This window comes from Bradyrhizobium amphicarpaeae (genome assembly GCF_002266435.3).
GTDB classification, from domain to species: domain Bacteria; phylum Pseudomonadota; class Alphaproteobacteria; order Rhizobiales; family Xanthobacteraceae; genus Bradyrhizobium; species Bradyrhizobium amphicarpaeae.
The window spans coordinates 3,886,635-3,905,322 of sequence record NZ_CP029426.2; the positions used below are offsets into that span (position 1 = coordinate 3,886,635).

Here is an 18,688-nt window from a genome sequence, read left to right on the forward strand (position 1 = left end):
TTTCACGGCAGAGCCATGGATTGCTCCGGTGAAGCCGATGTCTGTACTCCCCGACCGACATCTTCGCGTGTGACCACGGCTGACGGCAGGTCTCCTGGCTCGCGGGTCGTTACCTTGCGTCGCCTTCCCAGGACCGAGTTTCCCAGTGGCATGAGACGAAAGATTCACCGCTTACAGTTGCGGGGGCAGCCGCGGCGTTGAGACAAGTCCCGGCGATGGGACGTCCCGCACCACATTCCCTTTTGATCTCCGTGAGGAGAACCGTCGCCGGTCATTTAGGGGCCAACGCCTCGGCGAGTCAATCGACGGCTACGCCAAGGGACAGGTCTGCGTGGCCGGAAGCTCGCCGGGGGGAGCGGTTTCGTTCCGCTCGCTCTGCGCCGCTAGAGCCTGGCGGAGCGCGGTCTCCAGGTCCTGTTGCTGAAACGGCTTCTGCAGGATCGGAACGTGGCGGAAGTCCGCAAGCAAGCTCGCCGGACCGTAACCGGTGGCGAACACGTAAGGTATGCCGCGTTCGGCGATACAGCGCGCGACCTCGAAAGTCTGCCGCCCGTTGAGGTTGACGTCGAGGACCGCAACATCATACGAGAGCGCAGCCGCCTTCGCGAGCGCGTCATCGACGCGCGAGGCCATGCCCGCGATCTCGCAGCCGGCATCGACAAGGGAATCCTCGAGCAGCATCATCACAAGCGACTCGTCTTCCACGACGAAGACCCGCTGGCCAGCGAGATCGGTTTCAGGTTTCATGAGGGCCTCCCGGCAGCCATTGTTGCGATATCTAATCCGCCCAGGGTGGCGCGGATTTCATGCAGCTGCGCGCGAATGACGCAAACGACGCCTTCGGGCGCGAAGCGCAGATCGACGTCGGCGCCGCCGAATTCGTGCGACAGCCCTTGCTGAATCAGGCGGGTGCCGAACCCGCGCCGCGACGGCGGGACCACGGCGGGACCGCCCAGCTCGGTCCAGCACAACTCGAAACGATCATCGACCTTCCAGGCGAGGTCGACGGTTCCCGAGCCGTTCGACAGGGCGCCATGCTTGACGGCGTTGGTCGCAAGCTCGTGCAGCGCCATCGAGATGGCCAGTGCAGCCGAAGGCCGCATGCGCAGATCCGGCCCGCCGAAATTGAGCCTCGCACTCTCCGGCTCGGCATGCGCGGCGAGAGCCTCGGTCACGACCTCTCTCAGCTCCGCCGCCTCCCAATTTTCCCTGACCAGCACATCGTGTGCCTTCGACAAGGCGATCAATCGCGCATCGAACGCCCTGCGCCCCTCCGTCAGGCTCGATGCGTTGCGCAGGGTCTGGAGCGCGAACGACTGCACTGTCGTCAGCGTGTTCTTGACGCGGTGATTGAGCTCATTGACCAGCAGTTCGCGATGGCGCTCCTGGCGCTTGCGCTCGGTGATGTCGATGGCCGCACAAACCGCGCCCTGGAATACACCGGCGGCGTCGACGATCGGAGACGCCTGGAAGATCGCGGTGACCGAGGAGCCGTCATCGAAGCGGAGCTCGAGCTCCTCGCCGGCGACTTCCTCGCCGCGGGCCGCGCGGTGGAGCGGCAGTTCGGACGTTTCGACCGGGACGCGATCGCGAAGGACGCGGCAGGCCGGACGGTCGCCCTCGCGCGCCGACAGCGACATGTTGGCATCAGGCCGTACCCGCAATAGCCGCGCTCCATAGGCATTGCCGAACACGCGCTTCGCTTCGCGGTCGTAGGTGAACCAGACCGCGGTCGGCACGGTGCTGACGACAGCCTCCAGCCGCGCGGCCTGGCGGCGCTGGATCTCCTCGGCATCCCTGCGAATGCGCGCCAGCTGCAAATTGGCGCGCACCCGCGCCAACAATTCGCGCGCCGAGAACGGCTTGTTGACGTAGTCGTCGGCGCCGGCCTCCAGCCCCTCGACGCGGGCCTCTTCGCCGGCGCGCGCCGACAACAGGATGACGGGCGACCCGCGCAGATTCTCGTCGCTGCGGAGCGCCTCCAGCAGCCCGATGCCGTCGAGGCGAGGCATCATGACGTCGGACAGGATGAGGTCGGGCCGATGGTGCCTCGCGGCCTCCAGCGCGCCCTGCCCGTCGGCGAAGGCCTCCACCCGGTAGCCCCGGGCTTCGAGCAGACGCTTGACGTAGTTGCGCAGATCGGTGTTGTCGTCCGCGAGGATGATGCGCTCGCCGCTGCCACGTGTCGAGGCGTCCGGCGTCTCACTCGCGCTCTCCAGCGTGAGATCACCGCGCAGATCCGTGGCGCCCTCATCCTGCGGCAGCCAGCGCAGCGCCTCCTGGACATAGGCTTCGACGCCGCTTCCGGTCGTCAGCGTCGTCGCAAGGCGGTCGGCAACACGTTCTGCCGGCAGATGAGCCGATCCGAACGGGATCGTAACAGTGAAAACGCTGCCGCGGCCGAACTCGCTCGCGACGGTGATGGCGCCGCCGTGCTGCTTGATCAGCTCGTGCACCAGCGCAAGCCCAATACCGCTGCCCTCGAACGTGCGTCCCTTCGCTCCCTCGATGCGATGAAAGCGCTCGAACAGATGCGGCAGTTCGTCCGATGGGATACCCGTGCCGGTGTCACGCACGCGCAATTCGGCGGACTTGCCGTCGGCGCTGGTGCCGATCTCGACCGCGATCTCGCCCTCGAAGGTGAACTTGAACGCGTTGGACATCAGGTTGAGGACGATCTTCTCCCACATCTCGCGGTCGACATGGACATCGTGCGGCAGCACCGGACAGGTGATGATCAGCCGCAACCCGGCCCGATCGGTCGCCGAGCGGAAGTTCGAGGCGAGTTCGGCAGTAAACGCGGCAAGATCGGTCGGAACGAAGCTCGCCCGAACCCGCCCCGCCTCGATGCGGGAGAAGTCGAGCAGGCTGTTCACCAGCCGCAGCAGACGGAGCGAATTGCGATGCGCTATGTCGAGCCGCTCACGCTGAACCTCGGGCAGCGACGCCAGCGAGGTATCGTTGAGCGCGTCCTCGATCGGCCCCAGCATCAGCGTCAGCGGGGTACGGAACTCGTGGCTGATATTGGAGAAGAACGTCGTCTTGGCGCGGTCGATCTCAGCCAGCGCCTCGGCACGGCGGCGTTCCTCCTCGTAGGCCTGCGCGTTGGCCAGACTTGCGCCGATCTCCCCAGCCGCAAGTTCGAGAAAATTGCGATAATCGTCGTCGAACAGCCGAAACGGATTGAGACCGGCAACCAGGACCCCCTTACGGGCGGTCTCGCCGCGCGCCGGGATCGGGATCACCGCCGCCTGCCGCGGCGCCACGTCCCAGGCGCCGCGCGGACATTCGGCCCCGAAGCGGGCGGCGAGATGGGAGACCACCTGCGGCTTCTGTTCGCGAATGACCTCGGCGAGCGGCCAGAGCGCCGGCCCCTCCAACGGGAGCTGCGACAGCGCCGCGGGATGGTCGGCATCGATACCGCACCTGCCGACCAACGTGATCTCGCGCCCCTCGGGCTCGACCAGGTAGATCAGCGCGAAGGGTAAGTCGCGCGTGCCCGTCGCGAGCGCAAGGCTCGAGCGGCGGCAGGCCTCCTGAAGGGTACGCGTCTCGGCGGTCGTCCCCGCAAGCTCGCGCAGCAGCGCAAGCTGCCGGTCGCCGATGACACGGCGCGTATCGTCGGTATTGGCGCAGATGATGCCGCCGACCAGACCGTCGTCATCGGGAATCGGGCTGTAGGAGAAGGTGTAATAGGTCTCCTCCGGATAGCCGCTGCGCTCCATGATCAGAAGCTGCTCTTCGACGTAGGTGCCCTCGTCGCCGCCCATCGCGGTCGCGAGCATCGGGGCGATGTCGGTCCAGATCTCTCGCCAGATTTCCGCGGTCGGCCGGCCCAGCGCCCAGGGATGCTTGCCGCCGATGATGGACTTGTAGGCGTCGTTATAGAGGTAGATCAGTTCCGGACCCCACCCGACCCAGATTGGCTGGCGCGAGGTCAGCATGATGCGAACGGCCGTCTTGAGGCTGCGCGGCCAGTTCTGCGGCTCTCCGAGCGGCGTACGCGTCCAGTCATGGGCGCGCATGCGTGCGCCCATTTCCCCACCACCCGACAGGAAATCTGCGGGAGCCCTCGCCGTTGGGAGCTCGACAGCGCTGTTCACATCAAGCTCCGACGCACGCTGTCGCGCACGCAATTGTCACTGGGCGGGATGCCCTTCGGAACGGGTCTTGATCACCGCCCGCTCGCCGGCATCGACGAGCTGGCCGATCCCGGTGCGTCCCGCCAGGGCGGCGCGGATGATGTTCTCGGCAACCGATCGGCGGAAGCCGTGATCCTCCCCCGCCGGACGATCGCGGCAGATCCGATCAAGCGCCAATTTCATGTTGATCCGCGTCCGGGTGTCGAAATGCTCGCCGATCATTCGTCCGGCCCCTCACGTTGATATCGGGCACAAAACGTTCGAAGGGCCAGTCCGGTTCCATCCGGAAGGCCGAACCAGTCGGCGCTCAGGCTCGCCCCCGGAAACGCTGCGCCTGGGCCCAGGCGACAGCGACGTCGCTGGGCGGAACATCGACGCGCTTGATCGGGGTCAATTCGCCGGAGGCCGAGACGATTGCGGTCTCCTCGCGGCGGCAGCGCCTGCAGACGAAGCGGACCTCGTGCGGGGTGGCCATCCAGCTCGACCGTTTCACATTGGCCGCCATCGGCCATGCACCGCAATGCGAGCACGACACCAGAAATCGACCGGGATCGAGCATACCCATTTCCATCGGACTCCGCGGCCTTCCCGCCTGCTTTAACGATTGACCCCTGCGGGTCGTTCCGGTGCCCAAGCACCGCCGCCGGGAGAACGGCAGCTCAATGCGCGCCCCTGAGGGTGCAGGAGGTGGTGCAGGTGACCGTGGTGCCGCGATCACACGATTTGCAGGCACTGACGCACTGGTTGATGTCACGGGGATTGTAGCTGGTGTTCCGCAGCGGACAGATCGGCGTCGAGCCGGTGATGTCCTGCCCCTGGTCGCAGGCAGCCACCATGAGCGCAATGATGATCACGGCAACGAGGCGCATGGGATTGCCCTGTCAGGCATGGCGATGAATTTCACGGGGTGCGCTGCATTGCAACGAAGCCCGGCATTCCCACTGCGAGCAATCGTGGATGCGCGACGCTCGCATCCCGACAGGATGCGCGCCAAACCTTAAGAACGGATTGCAGCCGGCGTCAGGCCGCAGCCTTGGTCGCGATCGCCTGCCGCATCTCCACCGCCAGCTGGTGATACTGCTCCGAAAGCTTCAGATAGAACTCGCGCTTGGTGCTGTCGGTAGCGAGCTTGGCGATCAGCTCGCATTCGGCGGTGAGCGTCTCGAGCCGTTCCAGCCTGTCCTGAAGCTCTGTCATCGGCGTGTCCCCATCAAACGCCTCAAGGACATCCAACCTAAGCCCGCGAAATAGGTCACGGCGAACATCGTTATCTCGTAGAATCAATTTTTCCGGTGCGGCAGCCTATTTGCCGACCAGCCGCCAGGCGCCGTCCCACCCTTCGTCGGGCGGGCTGGCCTCGAACTGCGCGATGCGGCCGAGCATCGTGCGCGAGGGGCCGTCGCCGGGGACGGCTTCGAGCGCGGCGTTGAAGGCGGCGCGCGCCGCGTCGAACCGCCGGGCACGATAGGCGGCGAGCGCTTCGGCATAGTGCGTGCGCAGGCTGTCCTGTGCGCCGGTGAGTGCGCCCGCCCGCGCCATCACCTCGAAGATCGCCTGCGGCGCGCTCTGGCCGGCGACCGCGAGACGATCGATCTCGCGCAGCTCGAGCCGCGATCCGATCGCCTCCGCGGTTGCCCGCGAGATCAGGATGCGGGTGCCGTAGACTTTGTTGACGGCCTCCAGCCGCGAGGCCAGGTTCACGGCATCGCCCATCACGGTGAAGCTCATCATCAGCTCGGAGCCGATGCTGCCGGTCAGGACCTCGCCGGTGGCGATGCCGATCCGCAAATCGCACGGCGCAGGCATCGCGCGAATGCCGAGCAGGTCGGGCAGCTGACGCTGCAGCGCGGGCACCTGGTCGGTCATCTCAATGGCTGCGATGCCGGCCAGGAGCCCCTGCTCGTCCTCCTCGACGAAGGGCGGGCCCCAATAGGACATGATGGCGTCGCCGATATATTTGTCGATGATGCCGCGATTGCTCCTGACGGGTGCGGACATCACCGTGAAATAATGGTTCATCACCTTGACGAGGCCGCGCGGCGTCATGCCCTCGCTCATCGCGGTGAAGCCGCTCATGTCGCAGAACATGATGGTCATGACCCGGCGCTCACCGTCGATGGCGACCTCGGGCCGGTCGATCAGGCCCTGCACCACCTTGGGATCGATATAGCGGCCGAAGGTCTCGCGGATACGCTCGTTGTGCCTGAGCTGCTCGGTCATGCGGTTGAACGCCGTGGCGAGCTCGCCGATCTCGTCCTGCGTGGAGACGGTGATCGACTTGTCGAAGCGGCCCGCCTCGACCTCGCGGGCTCCGGCGAGCAGCAACCGCACCGGGCGCGTGATGCCGCTCGATACCAGAAGCGCAAAAACAAAACCGACGACCGCCGCAAGCAAGGTGACGACACCCGATACGACGATCGCCTGATGCTGGCGGCTGATCACCTGCGAGGTCGAGAAGAAGACCTGCGTCAGCATGTCGGCGCGGATCGCATCGACCTTGCTGTTGAACGCATCGCGCAAGCCGTCGAGCTGTTCCAGCGTGCCGCGGGCCGAGGCCATGTCCTTGGCTTCGACCTGCTTGAGCAGTCTCGTATTGCCTTCGTCCAGATTGCGCCGCAGCTCGGTGACGGCGTTCTCGATGCGAACGTCGATCCGCCCCAGCGCGGCGTTGTCGGAATACGTCCTGGGATCGTCGATGATCGCGTTGATGAGCTTGCGCGCGGTTTCGGCCTCCTCCTCGAATTTGCGGTCCAAGGCCTCGAAGTCGCGAAGCCGCGCCGCATAGGCCTCCTCGTCCGACGGCGAACCCATCCTGGTCATGACCATCCGCCGCAGCGCCAGCGCCCGCTCCAGCGAGCGGACGTTGGCGCGGGCCAGATGGCTGTAGGCCGGGATGTAGCGGTTGGTCAGCTCGTCCAGCAGGACGCCGACCTGGCTCGACATCACCATCGACAGGATCGAAGTGACCAGCATCAGGACGATCAATCCGAGGGCGATGCCGACGATCTTGCGCCGGATCGACTGGTTGAAAATCGGCATCGGTGGGGACAATGGCCAAAGGATGGAACTGGGAACTCAATACACCGGATTTGACCGCCGGAACATGCGCATATGCTCGCCTGTGACGTCGCAAGCCGTTCCAAGTCGCATGCGACCCGAATGCGTTAACGAAGGTTAAAGGCGCTGCCTTTTCCGGGCTTTCGGACCTTCCCAGTTCCAATCCGTATTTTGCCGCATTGTTGCGACAGCGTGAGGAATGCGAAACGATGTCGTGGCATCGTTTTCGATGTCCTTGATTCTCAAGCCGCATGTCGTCGCGGACCTTGGTTTGTAGTGGTTTCGCAGGGGGACCATGGAATGAACCAGTGCCTACGCTCGCTCGCGTGTCTCGTTGCCGCCGCCGCCATGGCCTTCCTTCCCACCGAGTTGGCGGCGAAGGGCAGCCACAAATCGTCCGCGCCGAAGAAGTCGCACGAGGCGAAAGCCGGAAAGCAGCGCCACGCTGCGGCGAAGTCGCGCCATGGCAAGCATGCCGAGGCCAAGCGCAAGTCGAAGACAGCCGACGAGCCCTCGGACAAGCCGGCATCGCCGCCGCTGACCGGCGACCTCGCCGCGCTCAAGGATGCGATCGACCTCGCGCGCAAGGGCAAGACGGAGGACGCGAGCGCGGCGCGCGACCGCATCGTCGATCCCGCCGGCGCGAAGCTCGCCGACTGGTTCATGCTGCGCCATTCCGAGAGCACCGCGAATTTCAAGCGTTATGCCGCCTTCCTCGCCGCCAATCCGGATTGGCCGAGCAGCGCCCTGCTCCGCCGCCGCGCCGAGGCGCGGCTATGGCAGGAGAAGGCCGACGCGGCCACCGTGCACAAATTCACCATGGACCGCCCGACCAGCGCCAAGGGCAAGTTCGCCCTCGCCCGCGTGCTGCTTAACGAGGGCGATACCGAGAGGGCCACGCGCCTCGTGCGCGAGGCCTGGCGCACCGACGAATTGTCCGAGCGCAGCGAGGAGGACTCCTACGAGGCGTTCCGCGATCTCCTTAACCCCGAGGATCATCGCGCCCGCATGGACAAGCGGCTCGGCGCCAAGGACTATGCCGGTGCGCGGCGCGCCGCAAAACGGCTCGGCGACGATGCGCTGGCGATCGTGAAAGCCTGCGCCGCCGTGACCGGCAAGGCCAGCAAGGCCAAGGATGATCTCGAGGACGTCCCGGCCGAAGCCCGCCGCGATCTCGGCTATGTGCTCTGCCGCACCCAATGGCATCTGCAGAAGGACCGCATCGACGACGCCGCCGAATTGATCCTGGCCGCGGCGCCCGACACGATGGCCGCCCAGGACACCGACGCCTGGTGGCGCGAGCGTCGCCTGCTCGCCCGCAAGCTGCTCGACCAGGGCAAGTTCAAGACCGCGTATGACGTGGTGCGCACCGCCGCGGTGCCCGAGAAGGAAGTCTACCGCGTCGACTATCATTTCATGTGCGGCTGGATCGCGCTGCGTTTCCTTGGGGATCCCCAGGCAGCGATGGTGCACTTCGCCGCCATCGACGAAGGCTCGGCCAATCCGATCGCGCTGTCGCGCGCCAATTACTGGCGCGGCCGTGCCGCCGAGGCGATGGGGGCGACGGCCGACGCACGCCTGAGCTATCGGGCAGCGGCGCGCTATCCGACCGCCTATTACGGCCAGCTCGCGCGCGCCAAGCTCGGCCTCGACCGCATCGAGCTGCGGCCGCCCTCGCCCGTGCTGGCCGCACTCGACACCCCGCCCGCAGACGAGCGCGTACGCGCCGCCGACATGCTCTACGGCATCGGCGAACGCGACACGGTGTTCTATTACGCCGAGGATTTCGCCAGAGAGAGCACCGACGTCGCGGCGCTCGAAGCACTCGGCGCGCTCGCCGGACAGCGCAGCGATGCGCGCGTGATGCTGGAGGTCGGCAAGTCGGCGCTGGCGCGCGGGCTCGCCCTCGACCATTACGCGTTTCCGACCATCGGCATCCCCGCGCACCAGCAGGTCGCGCCCGCGATCGAGACCAGCGTGATCTATTCGGTGGCGCGCACCGAGAGCTCGTTCGACCAGCGCGACAAGTCGGCGGCCAATGCGGTCGGGCTGATGCAGGTGACGCCCGAAGCCGGCCGCGATACCGCCAAGCGCTTCGGCCTGACCTACGACTGGGACAAGATGGTCTCCGATCCCGTCTACAACACGCAGATGGGCGCGGCCGAGCTCAGCGCGCTGCTGTCGGAATATCGCGGCAACCAGATCATGACCTTCGCCGGCTACAATGCCGGCCGCGGCCGCGTGCGCGAATGGGTGCAGGCTCGCGGCGATCCGAGGGATCCCAACGTCGATCCGGTCGACTGGGTCGAGCGTATCCCGCTGTCGGAGACGCGCAACTACGTCCAGCGCGTGATGGAGAACGTGCTGGTGTACCGCGCCCGGTTCGAGGGCAGCGGCATGATCGCCGGCAAGAGCGACGAGCGCGTAGTGACGAAGGACGCCAGCGCCAAGGCCATGCCGGCGGATTAGGCGAAGCTGTCGTAGGGTGGGCAAAGGCGCCCAAGCGCCGTGCCCACGATCTTTTGGTGGGCACGCTGCGCTTTGCCGACCCTACAAGAGAGCCTCAATCCACCTTGATGTTCGCAGCCTTGATGATCGGCCACCATTTGGCGATCTCGGCTTTTTGTCGCGCGCCGAGGGCTTCGGGGGTGAGCTGGTCCTTCGGCGTCATCTCCAGCCCCTGGCTTTCGAGCTGCTTCCTCACGGCGGGATCGTTCAGGGCCTCGACCGCCGCGGCGTTGAGCTTGGTCACGATCTCCTTCGGCGTGCCCTTCGGCACCCACAGGCCCGACCACAGCGTCATGTTGAAGCCCTTCAGACCAGCCTCCTCGGCGGTCGGAATATCGGGCGCCGAGGCCAGGCGCTTGCTGTCGGTGATGGCGTAGGCGCGGATGGTGCCGGCGCGAACCTGGGCAATCGAGTTGGAGGTCTGGTCGACGATGACGTCGATCTGGCCGGCGATCAGGTCGTTCAGCGCCGGCGCGGTGCCGCGATACGGCACGTATTGCAGCTTGATGCCGGAGACGCTCTCCAAATAAACGCCGGCGATATGGCTGCCGGAGCCGGCGCCGGCGGTGCCCGCCGTCGGCGGCGACGGCCGGGACTTCAGCCATTCGATCAGCTCTTTCAGCGAAGTCGCGGGCACCGCGTTCTTGCTGACCACGATCATCGGGTTGCTCGGCAGCAGCACCACGGGCTCGAGGTCGGTGACGAGGTCGTATTTGAGCTTGTAGACGGCGCCGTTGGCAACGTGGGTGCCGAGATGGCCGAACGAGATGGTGTAGCCATCCGGCGGCGACTGCACGGCGCGGCCGACGCCGATCGAGCCGCCCGCGCCGGTAACGTTCTCGACCACGAGGGGCTGGCCGAGCGCAGTGCGCATCCGCTCGGCGAGCACACGCGCCATCGCATCCGACGGTCCGCCGGCCGCGAACGGCACGATGATGGTGATGGGATGGGTGGGATAGTCATCGGCGCGCGCGGCGCCGGTCACAGCGAGAACAGCAAACAGCGCAGCCCAGGCGGCCTTCGTCATTGTCTTCTCCCAGCGATGTCGTTGTTGTTTTTCTTCACCTCGCCCCGCTTGCGGGGGGAGGTCGAATGCGAAGCAATTCGGGTGAGGAAGAGTCTCCGCGAACTCAACTAGCACCGTGTTTGCGGAAGCAGCCCCTCGCCCCAGCCTCGCCCCGCAAGAACGGGGCGAGCGAGACGTAAGCTAGAACTGCGTGTAGTCGATCGGCTTGTGGCGATCGAGCGTGCGGGTGACCGGCGGCAGCGGATATTTCAGGCCGGTGGCGCAGTTGAACAGCATGACGCGGTCAGTCTTCGAGACGCGGCCATCGGCGAGGCTGTCCTTGTAGGCGGCGTAGGTCGCGGCGCCCTCGGGGCACAGCAAGAGCCCCTCCTCGCGCGCGACCTCGTTGAGCGCCGCCGAAATCTTGTCGTCGTCGACCGCGATGGCGAAGCCCTTGCTCTCGCGCACCGCGCGCAGGATCAGGAAATCGCCGATCGCCTGCGGCACGCGGATGCCCGAGGCGATGGTGTGGGCGTCTTCCCAGCGCGTGGCGTGCTCGGTGCCGGCCTCATAGGCCCGCACCATCGGTGCGCAGCCGGAGGCCTGGACCGCGACCATGCGCGGGCGCTTGCTGCCGATGAAGCCGATCTTTTCCAGCTCGTCGAAAGCCTTCCACATGCCGATCAGGCCAGTGCCGCCGCCGGTCGGATAGAAAATCACGTCGGGCACGTCCCAATTGAGCTGCTCGGCGAGCTCCAGGCCCATCGTCTTCTTGCCCTCGATGCGATACGGCTCCTTCAGGGTCGACGTGTCGAACCAGCCGACCTTGGCCTTGCCCTCGCCGACGATCTTGCCGCAATCGTCGATATAGCCGTTGACGCGGTAGACGGTGGCGCCCTGAAGCTCGATCTCGCTGACATTCACCTCCGGCGTATCGGCCGGACAGAAGATCGTGGTCTTGATGCCGCAGCTCGTCGCATAGGCCGCCAGCGCCGCGCCGGCATTGCCGTTGGTCGGCATCGCCATGTGCTTGATGCCAAGCGCCTTGCCCATCGACACCGCCATCACGAGGCCGCGTGCCTTGAACGAGCCCGTCGGCAGGCGTCCCTCGTCCTTGACGATGATCTCGCCGCCGCCGAGCTTCGCAGCCAGCTTGGGCAGCCGGATCAGCGGCGTGGTGACCTCGCCGAGGGAAACGATGTCCTGACATTTGCGCACCGGCAGCAGCTCGCGATAGCGCCACATATCGGCGGGTCGCTGGCTCAGCGCATCCTTGGTCAGCGCCTTCTTCACGCCGGCGAGGTCGTAGCGCACCAAGAGCGGCTTGCCGGCCTTGGAGAGGTTGTGGACCTGGTCGGCGGCGTAGTGGTCGCCCTCCATCGCGCATTCGAGATGGGTGACGAAGGTCGGACGTTCGATCGTGAGATTGTCGTTGTCGTGCATGGGTTCATTCCCTCTTGTTGTTCTGTGTTCGGTTTGTGGTCCCGTCACCCTGAGGCGCCGGAGCGAAGCGGAGGCCGCGAAGGGCGACGAGCCCGGCTGCTGCAGCGGGACCGTGCATCCTTCGAGGCTCGCTGCGCTCGCATCTCAGGATGACGGATCCGACAGCCGGTCGGCTCACTGGTCAAATGTTCAGCACCCTTCCATATGCATCCAGCACGGCTTCCTTCATCATCTCCGACAGCGTCGGATGCGGGAAGACCGTGTGCATCAGCTCTTCCTCGGTCGTCTCGAGGTTCATCGCGACGACGTAGCCCTGGATCAGCTCGGTGACCTCGGCGCCGACCATGTGGGCGCCGAGCAGCTGGCCGGTCTTCTTGTCGAAGATGACCTTGACCAGGCCCTGGTCCTCGCCGAGCGCGATCGCCTTGCCGTTGCCGACGAAGGGGAAGCGCCCGACCCGGATCTCGCGGCCGCCTTCCTTGGCCTTGGCCTCCGTCAAACCAACCGAGGCGACCTGCGGGTTGCAATAGGTGCAGCCGGGGATCAGGAGCTTGTCCATGGGATGCGGATGCAGGCCCTTGATCGCCTCGACGCAGATCACGCCTTCATGTTCGGCCTTATGGGCCAACATAGGCGGGCCCGCGACGTCGCCGATAGCGTAGATGCCGGGGATGTTGGTCTTGCCGTAGCCGTCGATCACGATGCAGCCGCGGTCGGTCTTCACGCCGAGCTTTTCGAGACCGAGATTCTCGATGTTGCCGACGACGCCGACGGCCGAGATCACGCGCTCGAACTCGGTGGTGACGGGCTTGCCCTTGCCGTCGTCGATGGTGGCGACGACGCTGTCGGCCTTCTTCTCCAGTTTCGTCACCTTGGTCGAGGACATGATCTTGATGCCCTGCTTCTCCAGGCGTTTTCGCGCGAGGCCCGCGATCTCCGCGTCCTCGACGGGTAGGATCTGCGGCAGCACCTCGACCACGGTGACGTCGGAGCCCATGGTGTGGAAGAACGAGGCGAACTCGATGCCGATCGCGCCGGAGCCGACCACCAGCAGCGACTTCGGCATCTTCTCCGGCACCATCGCCTCGAAATAGGTCCAGATCAGCTTCTTGTCGGGCTCGAGCCCCGGCAGCACGCGCGGCCGCGCACCGGTCGCGACGATGATGTGCTTGGCTTGATAGCTCCCCTCGCCGAGCGCGCCCTTGGGAGCTTCGACGTCGGACTTCTTCACGGTGATCTTGCCGGGCGCGTCTATCGAGGCCGCACCCCAGATCACGCTGACCTTGTTCTTCTTCATCAGGAAGCCGACGCCGTCGTTGAGCCGCTTCGAGACGCCGCGCGAGCGCTGCACCACCGCCTTCGGGTCGAACGAGATGTTATCCGCCGACAGTCCGTAATCCTTGGCGTGCCGCATGTAGTGATAGATCTCGGCCGAGCGCAGCAGTGCCTTGGTCGGGATGCAGCCCCAGTTCAGGCAGATGCCGCCGAGATACGACTTCTCGATGATCGCGGTCTTGAGGCCGAGCTGGGCGGCGCGGATCGCGGCGACATAGCCGCCGGGGCCGGAGCCGATGATGATGACGTCGAAGGATGTGTCGGCCATAGAGGCTCCCGTTCAACTCAAGAGGCGCCGCGAGCGCGGCGCTTGACCAGAAAAGATCTCACCAGCCATTCGAGCATCACCGCCAGGACCGTGACGGCGAGAGCGATGAGCACGATAGGCCGAGCGATGTTCCGTGCCAGTTGCTCACTGGCAAGGAACGCAGAGTGCAGAAAATCGAGCCCGATCGGGTTGAGCGCGACGACGGCTCCGAGCAGCAGCGATATCCATGGCCAGCGGGTACGGACATGCAAAATTGCCCCCTCTGCCGCAGCGTCAGACCATCATCATCACGGGGTTTTCGATCAGCTGCTTGAAGGCGCCGATCAACTCGGCCCCGAGCGCGCCGTCGATGGCGCGGTGATCGCACGACAGCGTCACGCTCATCATATGCGCGATCTCGATCTTGCCGCCGCGCACGACCGGCCTCTCCTCGCTGGTGCCGACCGCGAGGATGGTCGCATGCGGCGGATTGATCACGGCGGTGAAGTGGCTGATGCCGTACATGCCGAGGTTGGACACCGCGGTGGTGCCGCCCTGGTATTCCTCGGGCTTCAATTTGCGGGACCGCGCGCGCGCCGCAAAATCCTTCATCTCGTTGGAGATGGTCGACAGCGTCTTGGTCTCGGCCTTGCGGATGATCGGGGTGATCAGGCCGCCGGGCATTGCTACCGCGACGCCGACGTCGGAATGATGGTGCTTGACCATGCCGCTTTCGGTCCAGCTGACGTTGCAGTTCGGGATCTTCTGCAGCGCGACCGCCATCGCCTTGATGACGAAATCGTTGACCGAGATCTTGTAGAGCGGCTTCTTCTCCTTGTCCTTCGGCGCGGCGGCATTGATCTCCTCGCGGGCAGCGAGCAGCTTGCCGATGTCGCAGTCCATCGTGAGATAGAAGTGCGGGACGTTCTGGATCGAGGCGGTGAGGCGCTGCGCGATGGTGCGGCGCATGCCGTCGTGTGGGACGACCTCGTAGGAGCCGGGCTCGAACAGCGACAGGATCTGCTTGTCCGACATGGTCGGCGCGATCGACGGCGCACCGCCGGACGGCGCTGCGGCTGGCGCCTTGAGGCCCTTGCCGGACTTGGCCTGCTCGACGTCGCGCGCGACGACGCGGCCGTGCGGGCCGGTGCCGGTGACCATGCCGACATCGATGCCAGCTTCCTTGGCGATGCGGCGCGCCAGCGGCGATGAGAACACGCGGCCGGCATGACCGTTGCTCTGCGCGGCGGGCGCAGCGGCCTGCGGCGCCGGAGCAGCAGCGGTTGGCGCCGGGGCAGCCTTGGGCGCGGCAGGCGCAGCTGCGGGAGCCGCGGCCGCAGCCGCAGCAGGAGCCTCGGCAGCCTTCGGCGGCGCGGCTGAAGCGCTGGGCTTGGCGGCGCCCGCTGCCTTCACGTCCTCACCTTCGCCGGCGAGGACCGCGATCACGTCGTTGACCGGGACGTCCTGCGTGCCCTCGGGCACCAGGATCCTGGCGATCGTGCCCTCGTCGATGGCCTCGACCTCCATTGTCGCCTTGTCGGTCTCGATCTCGGCGATGACGTCGCCGGATTTAACCTTGTCGCCTTCCTTCTTCAGCCATTTGGCGAGGTTGCCCTTCTCCATCGTCGGCGAGAGAGCGGGCATCAGGATGTTGATGGGCATGCTGACCTCAAGAAGAAACTTTGCTAAAAATTCGCCTTCGACAGCGGAGACGAACAGACCAGGTTTAGTTGCCGATGTCGCCCTGCCAGAGGCGCTCATTGGCAGGGATGGAACGCCAATTCTTCATCATGCTGATGGAGCGGTCGTCGGCAAGGTCGATCCAGGGAATGCCGAACTTGTCGAGGATGTCCTTGGAGCCCTCGAAGGTGACGGATTCCCCGATCACGACGAGCTTGACCTTGAACAGCCCCAGCGCGCCCGCGCACATCGAGCATGGCGACAGCGTGGTGTACATCACCGTATCGTGAAACGAGATCGCGCCGGCTTCGCGCAGGCAGCTCATCTCGCCGTGCAGGATCGGATTGTTCTCCTGCACGCGGTTGTTGTGGCCACGGGCGATGATCTTGTTGTCGCGCGTCAGCACGGCGCCGATCGGCAGGCCACCTTGCGCGATCGAGGTCTCCGCCTCGCGGATCGCTTCCAGCATGAAATCGAAATGGTGCGCTTCGATGGCCACGGTCAGTGCCCCTTGCCGCGCGGCGTCGTGGTGCCGGTGTCCGTCGGACGCTCGATCTCGGCCTGGAACATCTCCAGGATCCGGTTCAGCGCGTCCTCTTCGGTATATTCGCTCTCGCGCGCATAAGCACGCGCAGCATGACGGGCGAGATCGACCAGCAGCAAGCCCCACATCTCGGGCTCCTCGAAAGCCCGCTGGAATGCCATCGACAGCCCGCCGTCCAGCACAAACACGCGCAGGATCTCGACCGCGTCGTCGCGGGCAAGGACGTCGGGTGGTAACGGCTGCTCCTTCGGGCCCGCCATGGTCTACCTGTAGCAGACGGCTTTGGCGGCCTCGACCACCTCAGCCGCCGAAGGCAGCGCAAGCTTCTCCAGGTTGGCGGCGTAGGGCATCGGCACGTCCTTGCCGGAGACGCGCGCAACCGGAGCGTCCAAGTAGTCGAAGGCGTGCTCCATGATGCGCGCGGCGATCTCGGCGCCGACGCCGTTCTGGGCCCAGCCCTCTTCCACCGTGACGGCGCGCCCCGTCTTCTTGACGGAGTTGATGATGGTCTCTGTGTCCATCGGACGCAGCGTGCGCAAATCGATCACCTCGGCCTCGATGCCGTCCTTGGCGAGCTCGTCGGCCGCCTTCAGCGCATAGGTCATGCCGTTCGACCAGGAGATGATGGTGACGTGGCTGCCGGAACGCACGATGCGGGCCTTGCCGATCGGGATCACGAAATCGTCGAGCTTCGGCACCTCGCCGGTGTGGCCGTAGAGCACCTCGTTCTCGAGGAAGATCACCGGATTGGGATCGCGGATCGCAGCCTTCAAAAGACCCTTGTAATCGGCGGCCGAGAACGGTGCGACCACCTTGAGGCCCGGAACGCTCGAGTACCAGGCCGAATAATCCTGGCTGTGCTGGGCGGCGACGCGCGCGGCCGCACCGTTTGGCCCGCGGAACACGATCGAACAGCCCATCTGGCCGCCGGACATATACAACGTCTTGGCCGCGGAGTTGATGATCTGGTCGATCGCCTGCATGGCGAAGTTGAAGGTCATGAACTCGACGATGGGCTTGAGGCCCGTCATGGCGGCGCCGACGCCGACGCCGGCAAAGCCGTGCTCGGTGATCGGGGTGTCGATGACGCGCTTGGCGCCGAATTCCTGCAGCAGGCCCTGCGTCACCTTATAGGCGCCCTGATATTCGGCGACCTCCTCGCCCATCACGAAGACGTCGGCGTCGCGGCGCATCTCTTCGGCCATGGCGTCGCGCAAGGCTTCGCGGATCGTCTGCGTGATCATCTCGGTGCCGGCAGGCACTTCCGGATCCGGCTCGGCGACGGCCTGCGGCGCCGGCGCGGCTTTGGGCGCGGGGGCTTCAGACTTTGCAGCGGCGGGCGGCGCGGACTCCGCGGCCTTCTCCTGCTTGGCCGGTGCAGGCGCCTTGGCGAGATCGGCGGCGCTCTCGCCGTCGGCGAGGATGGTCGCGATCGGCGTGTTTACGGCGACGTCGGCGGTGCCCTCGGGGATCAGGATCTTGCCGAGCGTGCCCTCGTCGGTCGCTTCGACTTCCATGGTCGCCTTGTCGGTCTCGATCTCGGCGATGACATCGCCCGACTTGATCGTCTCGCCCTCTTTTTTCAGCCATTTGGCGAGGTTGCCCTTTTCCATCGTGGGCGACAACGCGGGCATCAGCACTTGAATTGGCATATCGACTCCAAAAGAAAGCTTGCGCGCGTTCAGCGGTAAATGTCGGTCCAGAGCTCGGCGGCATCCGGCTCGGGATCATGCTGGGCGAAATCGGCGGACGCGTTGACGATGTCGCGCACCTCGGCGTCGATCGCCTTGAGATCGGCCTCGCTGACCTTGGCCGCCAACAGGCGGTTGCGCACCTGCTCGATCGGGTCCTGGTCGTGGCGGACCTTCTCGACTTCCTCGCGCGTGCGATATTTTGCAGGGTCGGACATCGAATGGCCGCGATAGCGGTAGGTCTGCATCTCCAGGATGAAGGGACCCTTGCCGGCGCGGCACCAGGCCGCAGCCTCCTCGCCCGCGGCCTTGACGGCGCGGACGTCCATGCCGTCGACCTGCCTGCCGGGGATGTTGAAGGACGCGCCACGCTTGGAGAAATCCTGCTGTGCCGAGGCGCGCGAGACCGCCGTGCCCATGGCGTAGCGGTTGTTCTCGATGACGTAGATCACCGGCAGCTTCCAGAGCTCCGCCATGTTGAAGCTCTCATAGACCTGGCCCTGGTTGGCCGCGCCGTCGCCGAAATAGGTGACGCTGACATTGTCGTTGCCGCGATAGTGATTGGCGAAAGCGAGACCGGTGCCGAGCGAGACCTGGGCGCCGACGATGCCATGGCCGCCGTAAAAGTGCTTCTCCTTGCTGAACATGTGCATGGAGCCGCCCTTGCCCTTGGAATAGCCACCGCGGCGGCCGGTGAGCTCGGCCATGACGCCGTTGGCGTCCATCCCGGTGGCAAGCATGTGGCCGTGATCGCGATAGCCGGTGATGACCTGATCGCCCTGCTTCAGGGCCATTTGCATGCCGACCACCACGGCTTCCTGGCCGATATAGAGGTGACAGAAGCCGCCGATCGCGCCCATGCCGTAGAGCTGGCCGGCTTTTTCCTCGAACCGCCGGATCAGGAGCATGTCGCGGAGCGCCTTGAGCTCCTGCTCCCTGGTGAATTCCGGGGGCGAACCGCCGTCGGTCTTGTCTTGTGGCGTGCTTGCGGCGGCTTTCTTGGGTGCGGCCATAGGAATTCCGGGTCAGAGAAAA

At 65.6% G+C, this 18,688-nt stretch carries 17 protein-coding genes and 1 riboswitch; of the genes, 1 reads left to right on the forward strand and 16 read right to left on the reverse strand.

From position 1 onward, the window contains the following. Positions 1-67 precede the first annotated feature (67 nt). Positions 68-281: riboswitch (cobalamin riboswitch) on the reverse strand. Between the two features lie 28 nt (positions 282-309). From CIT40_RS18070 to CIT40_RS18100, 7 genes are all read right to left on the reverse strand, one after another. Further along, positions 310-747, reverse strand: a complete 438-nt coding sequence (locus CIT40_RS18070; RefSeq protein ID WP_094890449.1) for a response regulator — start codon at positions 745-747, stop codon at positions 310-312. Next, on the reverse strand, positions 744-4,025 hold the full coding sequence (locus CIT40_RS18075; RefSeq protein ID WP_244611989.1) for an ATP-binding protein: 3,282 nt from the start codon (positions 4,023-4,025) through the stop codon (positions 744-746). The genes CIT40_RS18070 and CIT40_RS18075 overlap by 4 nt, the downstream gene beginning before the upstream one ends. Before the next feature lie 114 nt (positions 4,026-4,139). Further along, positions 4,140-4,364, reverse strand: coding sequence for a hypothetical protein (locus tag CIT40_RS18080; RefSeq protein WP_094890451.1), 225 nt, complete (start codon positions 4,362-4,364; stop codon positions 4,140-4,142). Between the two features lie 85 nt (positions 4,365-4,449). Then, complete coding sequence (locus CIT40_RS18085) at positions 4,450-4,701, reverse strand: hypothetical protein (protein WP_334265192.1); 252 nt, start codon at positions 4,699-4,701, stop codon at positions 4,450-4,452. 100 nt (positions 4,702-4,801) lie between these two features. After that, the gene (locus CIT40_RS18090) at positions 4,802-5,011 is read right to left on the reverse strand and encodes a hypothetical protein (protein ID WP_094890452.1); all 210 of its coding nucleotides are present in this window, start codon (positions 5,009-5,011) and stop codon (positions 4,802-4,804) included. Between the two features lie 151 nt (positions 5,012-5,162). Then, positions 5,163-5,339, reverse strand: a complete 177-nt coding sequence (locus CIT40_RS18095; RefSeq protein ID WP_167443362.1) for a hypothetical protein — start codon at positions 5,337-5,339, stop codon at positions 5,163-5,165. A 105-nt stretch (positions 5,340-5,444) separates the two neighbouring features. After that, positions 5,445-7,181, reverse strand: coding sequence for an adenylate/guanylate cyclase domain-containing protein (locus CIT40_RS18100; protein WP_094890453.1), 1,737 nt, complete (start codon positions 7,179-7,181; stop codon positions 5,445-5,447). Positions 7,182-7,499: 318 nt separating this feature from the next. Here CIT40_RS18100 and CIT40_RS18105 point away from each other — a divergent pair, with 318 nt between their 5' ends. Beyond that, positions 7,500-9,668: a lytic transglycosylase domain-containing protein gene (locus CIT40_RS18105; RefSeq protein WP_094890454.1), complete on the forward strand. Its 2,169-nt coding sequence runs from the start codon at positions 7,500-7,502 to the stop codon at positions 9,666-9,668. Between the two features lie 94 nt (positions 9,669-9,762). Here the strand turns inward: CIT40_RS18105 and CIT40_RS18110 are convergent, their stop codons facing one another. The 9 genes from CIT40_RS18110 to pdhA all read right to left on the reverse strand — a co-directional run bounded on the left by CIT40_RS18110 (position 9,763) and on the right by pdhA (position 18,666). Then, positions 9,763-10,734 (reverse strand): tripartite tricarboxylate transporter substrate binding protein BugD, encoded by a 972-nt coding sequence (locus tag CIT40_RS18110; protein WP_094890455.1) that lies wholly within the window; start codon positions 10,732-10,734, stop codon positions 9,763-9,765. Between the two features lie 180 nt (positions 10,735-10,914). Further along, positions 10,915-12,156, reverse strand: a complete 1,242-nt coding sequence (locus tag CIT40_RS18115; protein ID WP_094890456.1) for a threonine synthase — start codon at positions 12,154-12,156, stop codon at positions 10,915-10,917. Positions 12,157-12,337: 181 nt separating this feature from the next. Then, entirely contained in the window at positions 12,338-13,759 is a 1,422-nt protein-coding gene (lpdA, locus tag CIT40_RS18120) for a dihydrolipoyl dehydrogenase (RefSeq protein WP_094890457.1), read from the reverse strand. Positions 13,760-13,776: 17 nt separating this feature from the next. Further along, on the reverse strand, positions 13,777-14,010 hold the full coding sequence (locus tag CIT40_RS18125; protein WP_094890458.1) for a hypothetical protein: 234 nt from the start codon (positions 14,008-14,010) through the stop codon (positions 13,777-13,779). A 22-nt stretch (positions 14,011-14,032) separates the two neighbouring features. Then, positions 14,033-15,400 carry a pyruvate dehydrogenase complex dihydrolipoamide acetyltransferase gene (locus CIT40_RS18130; RefSeq protein WP_094890459.1) on the reverse strand — a complete coding sequence of 456 codons (1,368 nt, stop codon included), beginning with the start codon at positions 15,398-15,400 and terminating at the stop codon, positions 14,033-14,035. A gap of 64 nt (positions 15,401-15,464) precedes the next feature. Further along, a complete protein-coding gene (locus CIT40_RS18135; RefSeq protein WP_094890460.1) occupies positions 15,465-15,917 on the reverse strand; it encodes a nucleoside deaminase in 453 nt (150 codons plus the stop codon). A 2-nt stretch (positions 15,918-15,919) separates the two neighbouring features. Next, the gene (locus CIT40_RS18140) at positions 15,920-16,222 is read right to left on the reverse strand and encodes a DUF5076 domain-containing protein (protein WP_094890461.1); all 303 of its coding nucleotides are present in this window, start codon (positions 16,220-16,222) and stop codon (positions 15,920-15,922) included. A 3-nt stretch (positions 16,223-16,225) separates the two neighbouring features. Further along, positions 16,226-17,614: a pyruvate dehydrogenase complex E1 component subunit beta gene (locus CIT40_RS18145; protein ID WP_094890462.1), complete on the reverse strand. Its 1,389-nt coding sequence runs from the start codon at positions 17,612-17,614 to the stop codon at positions 16,226-16,228. A gap of 29 nt (positions 17,615-17,643) precedes the next feature. After that, entirely contained in the window at positions 17,644-18,666 is a 1,023-nt protein-coding gene (gene pdhA / locus CIT40_RS18150; RefSeq protein WP_094890463.1) for a pyruvate dehydrogenase (acetyl-transferring) E1 component subunit alpha, read from the reverse strand. Between the last annotated feature and the right edge of the window lie 22 nt (positions 18,667-18,688).

What these genes read in the sequence shown, in the direction of transcription:
- CIT40_RS18105 (WP_094890454.1), top strand. Translation starts at nt 7,500, where the DNA reads ATGAACCAGTGCCTACGCTCGCTCGCGTGTCTCGTTGCCGCCGCCGCC.
- CIT40_RS18085 (WP_334265192.1), bottom strand. Translation starts at nt 4,701, where the DNA reads ATGCTCGATCCCGGTCGATTTCTGGTGTCGTGCTCGCATTGCGGTGCA.
- CIT40_RS18095 (WP_167443362.1), bottom strand. Translation starts at nt 5,339, where the DNA reads ATGACAGAGCTTCAGGACAGGCTGGAACGGCTCGAGACGCTCACCGCC.
- CIT40_RS18130 (WP_094890459.1), bottom strand. Translation starts at nt 15,400, where the DNA reads ATGCCCATCAACATCCTGATGCCCGCTCTCTCGCCGACGATGGAGAAG.
- CIT40_RS18090 (WP_094890452.1), bottom strand. Translation starts at nt 5,011, where the DNA reads ATGCGCCTCGTTGCCGTGATCATCATTGCGCTCATGGTGGCTGCCTGC.
- CIT40_RS18110 (WP_094890455.1), bottom strand. Translation starts at nt 10,734, where the DNA reads ATGACGAAGGCCGCCTGGGCTGCGCTGTTTGCTGTTCTCGCTGTGACC.
- CIT40_RS18145 (WP_094890462.1), bottom strand. Translation starts at nt 17,614, where the DNA reads ATGCCAATTCAAGTGCTGATGCCCGCGTTGTCGCCCACGATGGAAAAG.
- CIT40_RS18075 (WP_244611989.1), bottom strand. Translation starts at nt 4,025, where the DNA reads ATGCGCGCCCATGACTGGACGCGTACGCCGCTCGGAGAGCCGCAGAAC.
- CIT40_RS18070 (WP_094890449.1), bottom strand. Translation starts at nt 747, where the DNA reads ATGAAACCTGAAACCGATCTCGCTGGCCAGCGGGTCTTCGTCGTGGAA.
- lpdA (WP_094890457.1), bottom strand. Translation starts at nt 13,759, where the DNA reads ATGGCCGACACATCCTTCGACGTCATCATCATCGGCTCCGGCCCCGGC.
- CIT40_RS18100 (WP_094890453.1), bottom strand. Translation starts at nt 7,181, where the DNA reads ATGCCGATTTTCAACCAGTCGATCCGGCGCAAGATCGTCGGCATCGCC.
- pdhA (WP_094890463.1), bottom strand. Translation starts at nt 18,666, where the DNA reads ATGGCCGCACCCAAGAAAGCCGCCGCAAGCACGCCACAAGACAAGACC.
- CIT40_RS18080 (WP_094890451.1), bottom strand. Translation starts at nt 4,364, where the DNA reads ATGATCGGCGAGCATTTCGACACCCGGACGCGGATCAACATGAAATTG.
- CIT40_RS18115 (WP_094890456.1), bottom strand. Translation starts at nt 12,156, where the DNA reads ATGCACGACAACGACAATCTCACGATCGAACGTCCGACCTTCGTCACC.
- CIT40_RS18140 (WP_094890461.1), bottom strand. Translation starts at nt 16,222, where the DNA reads ATGGCGGGCCCGAAGGAGCAGCCGTTACCACCCGACGTCCTTGCCCGC.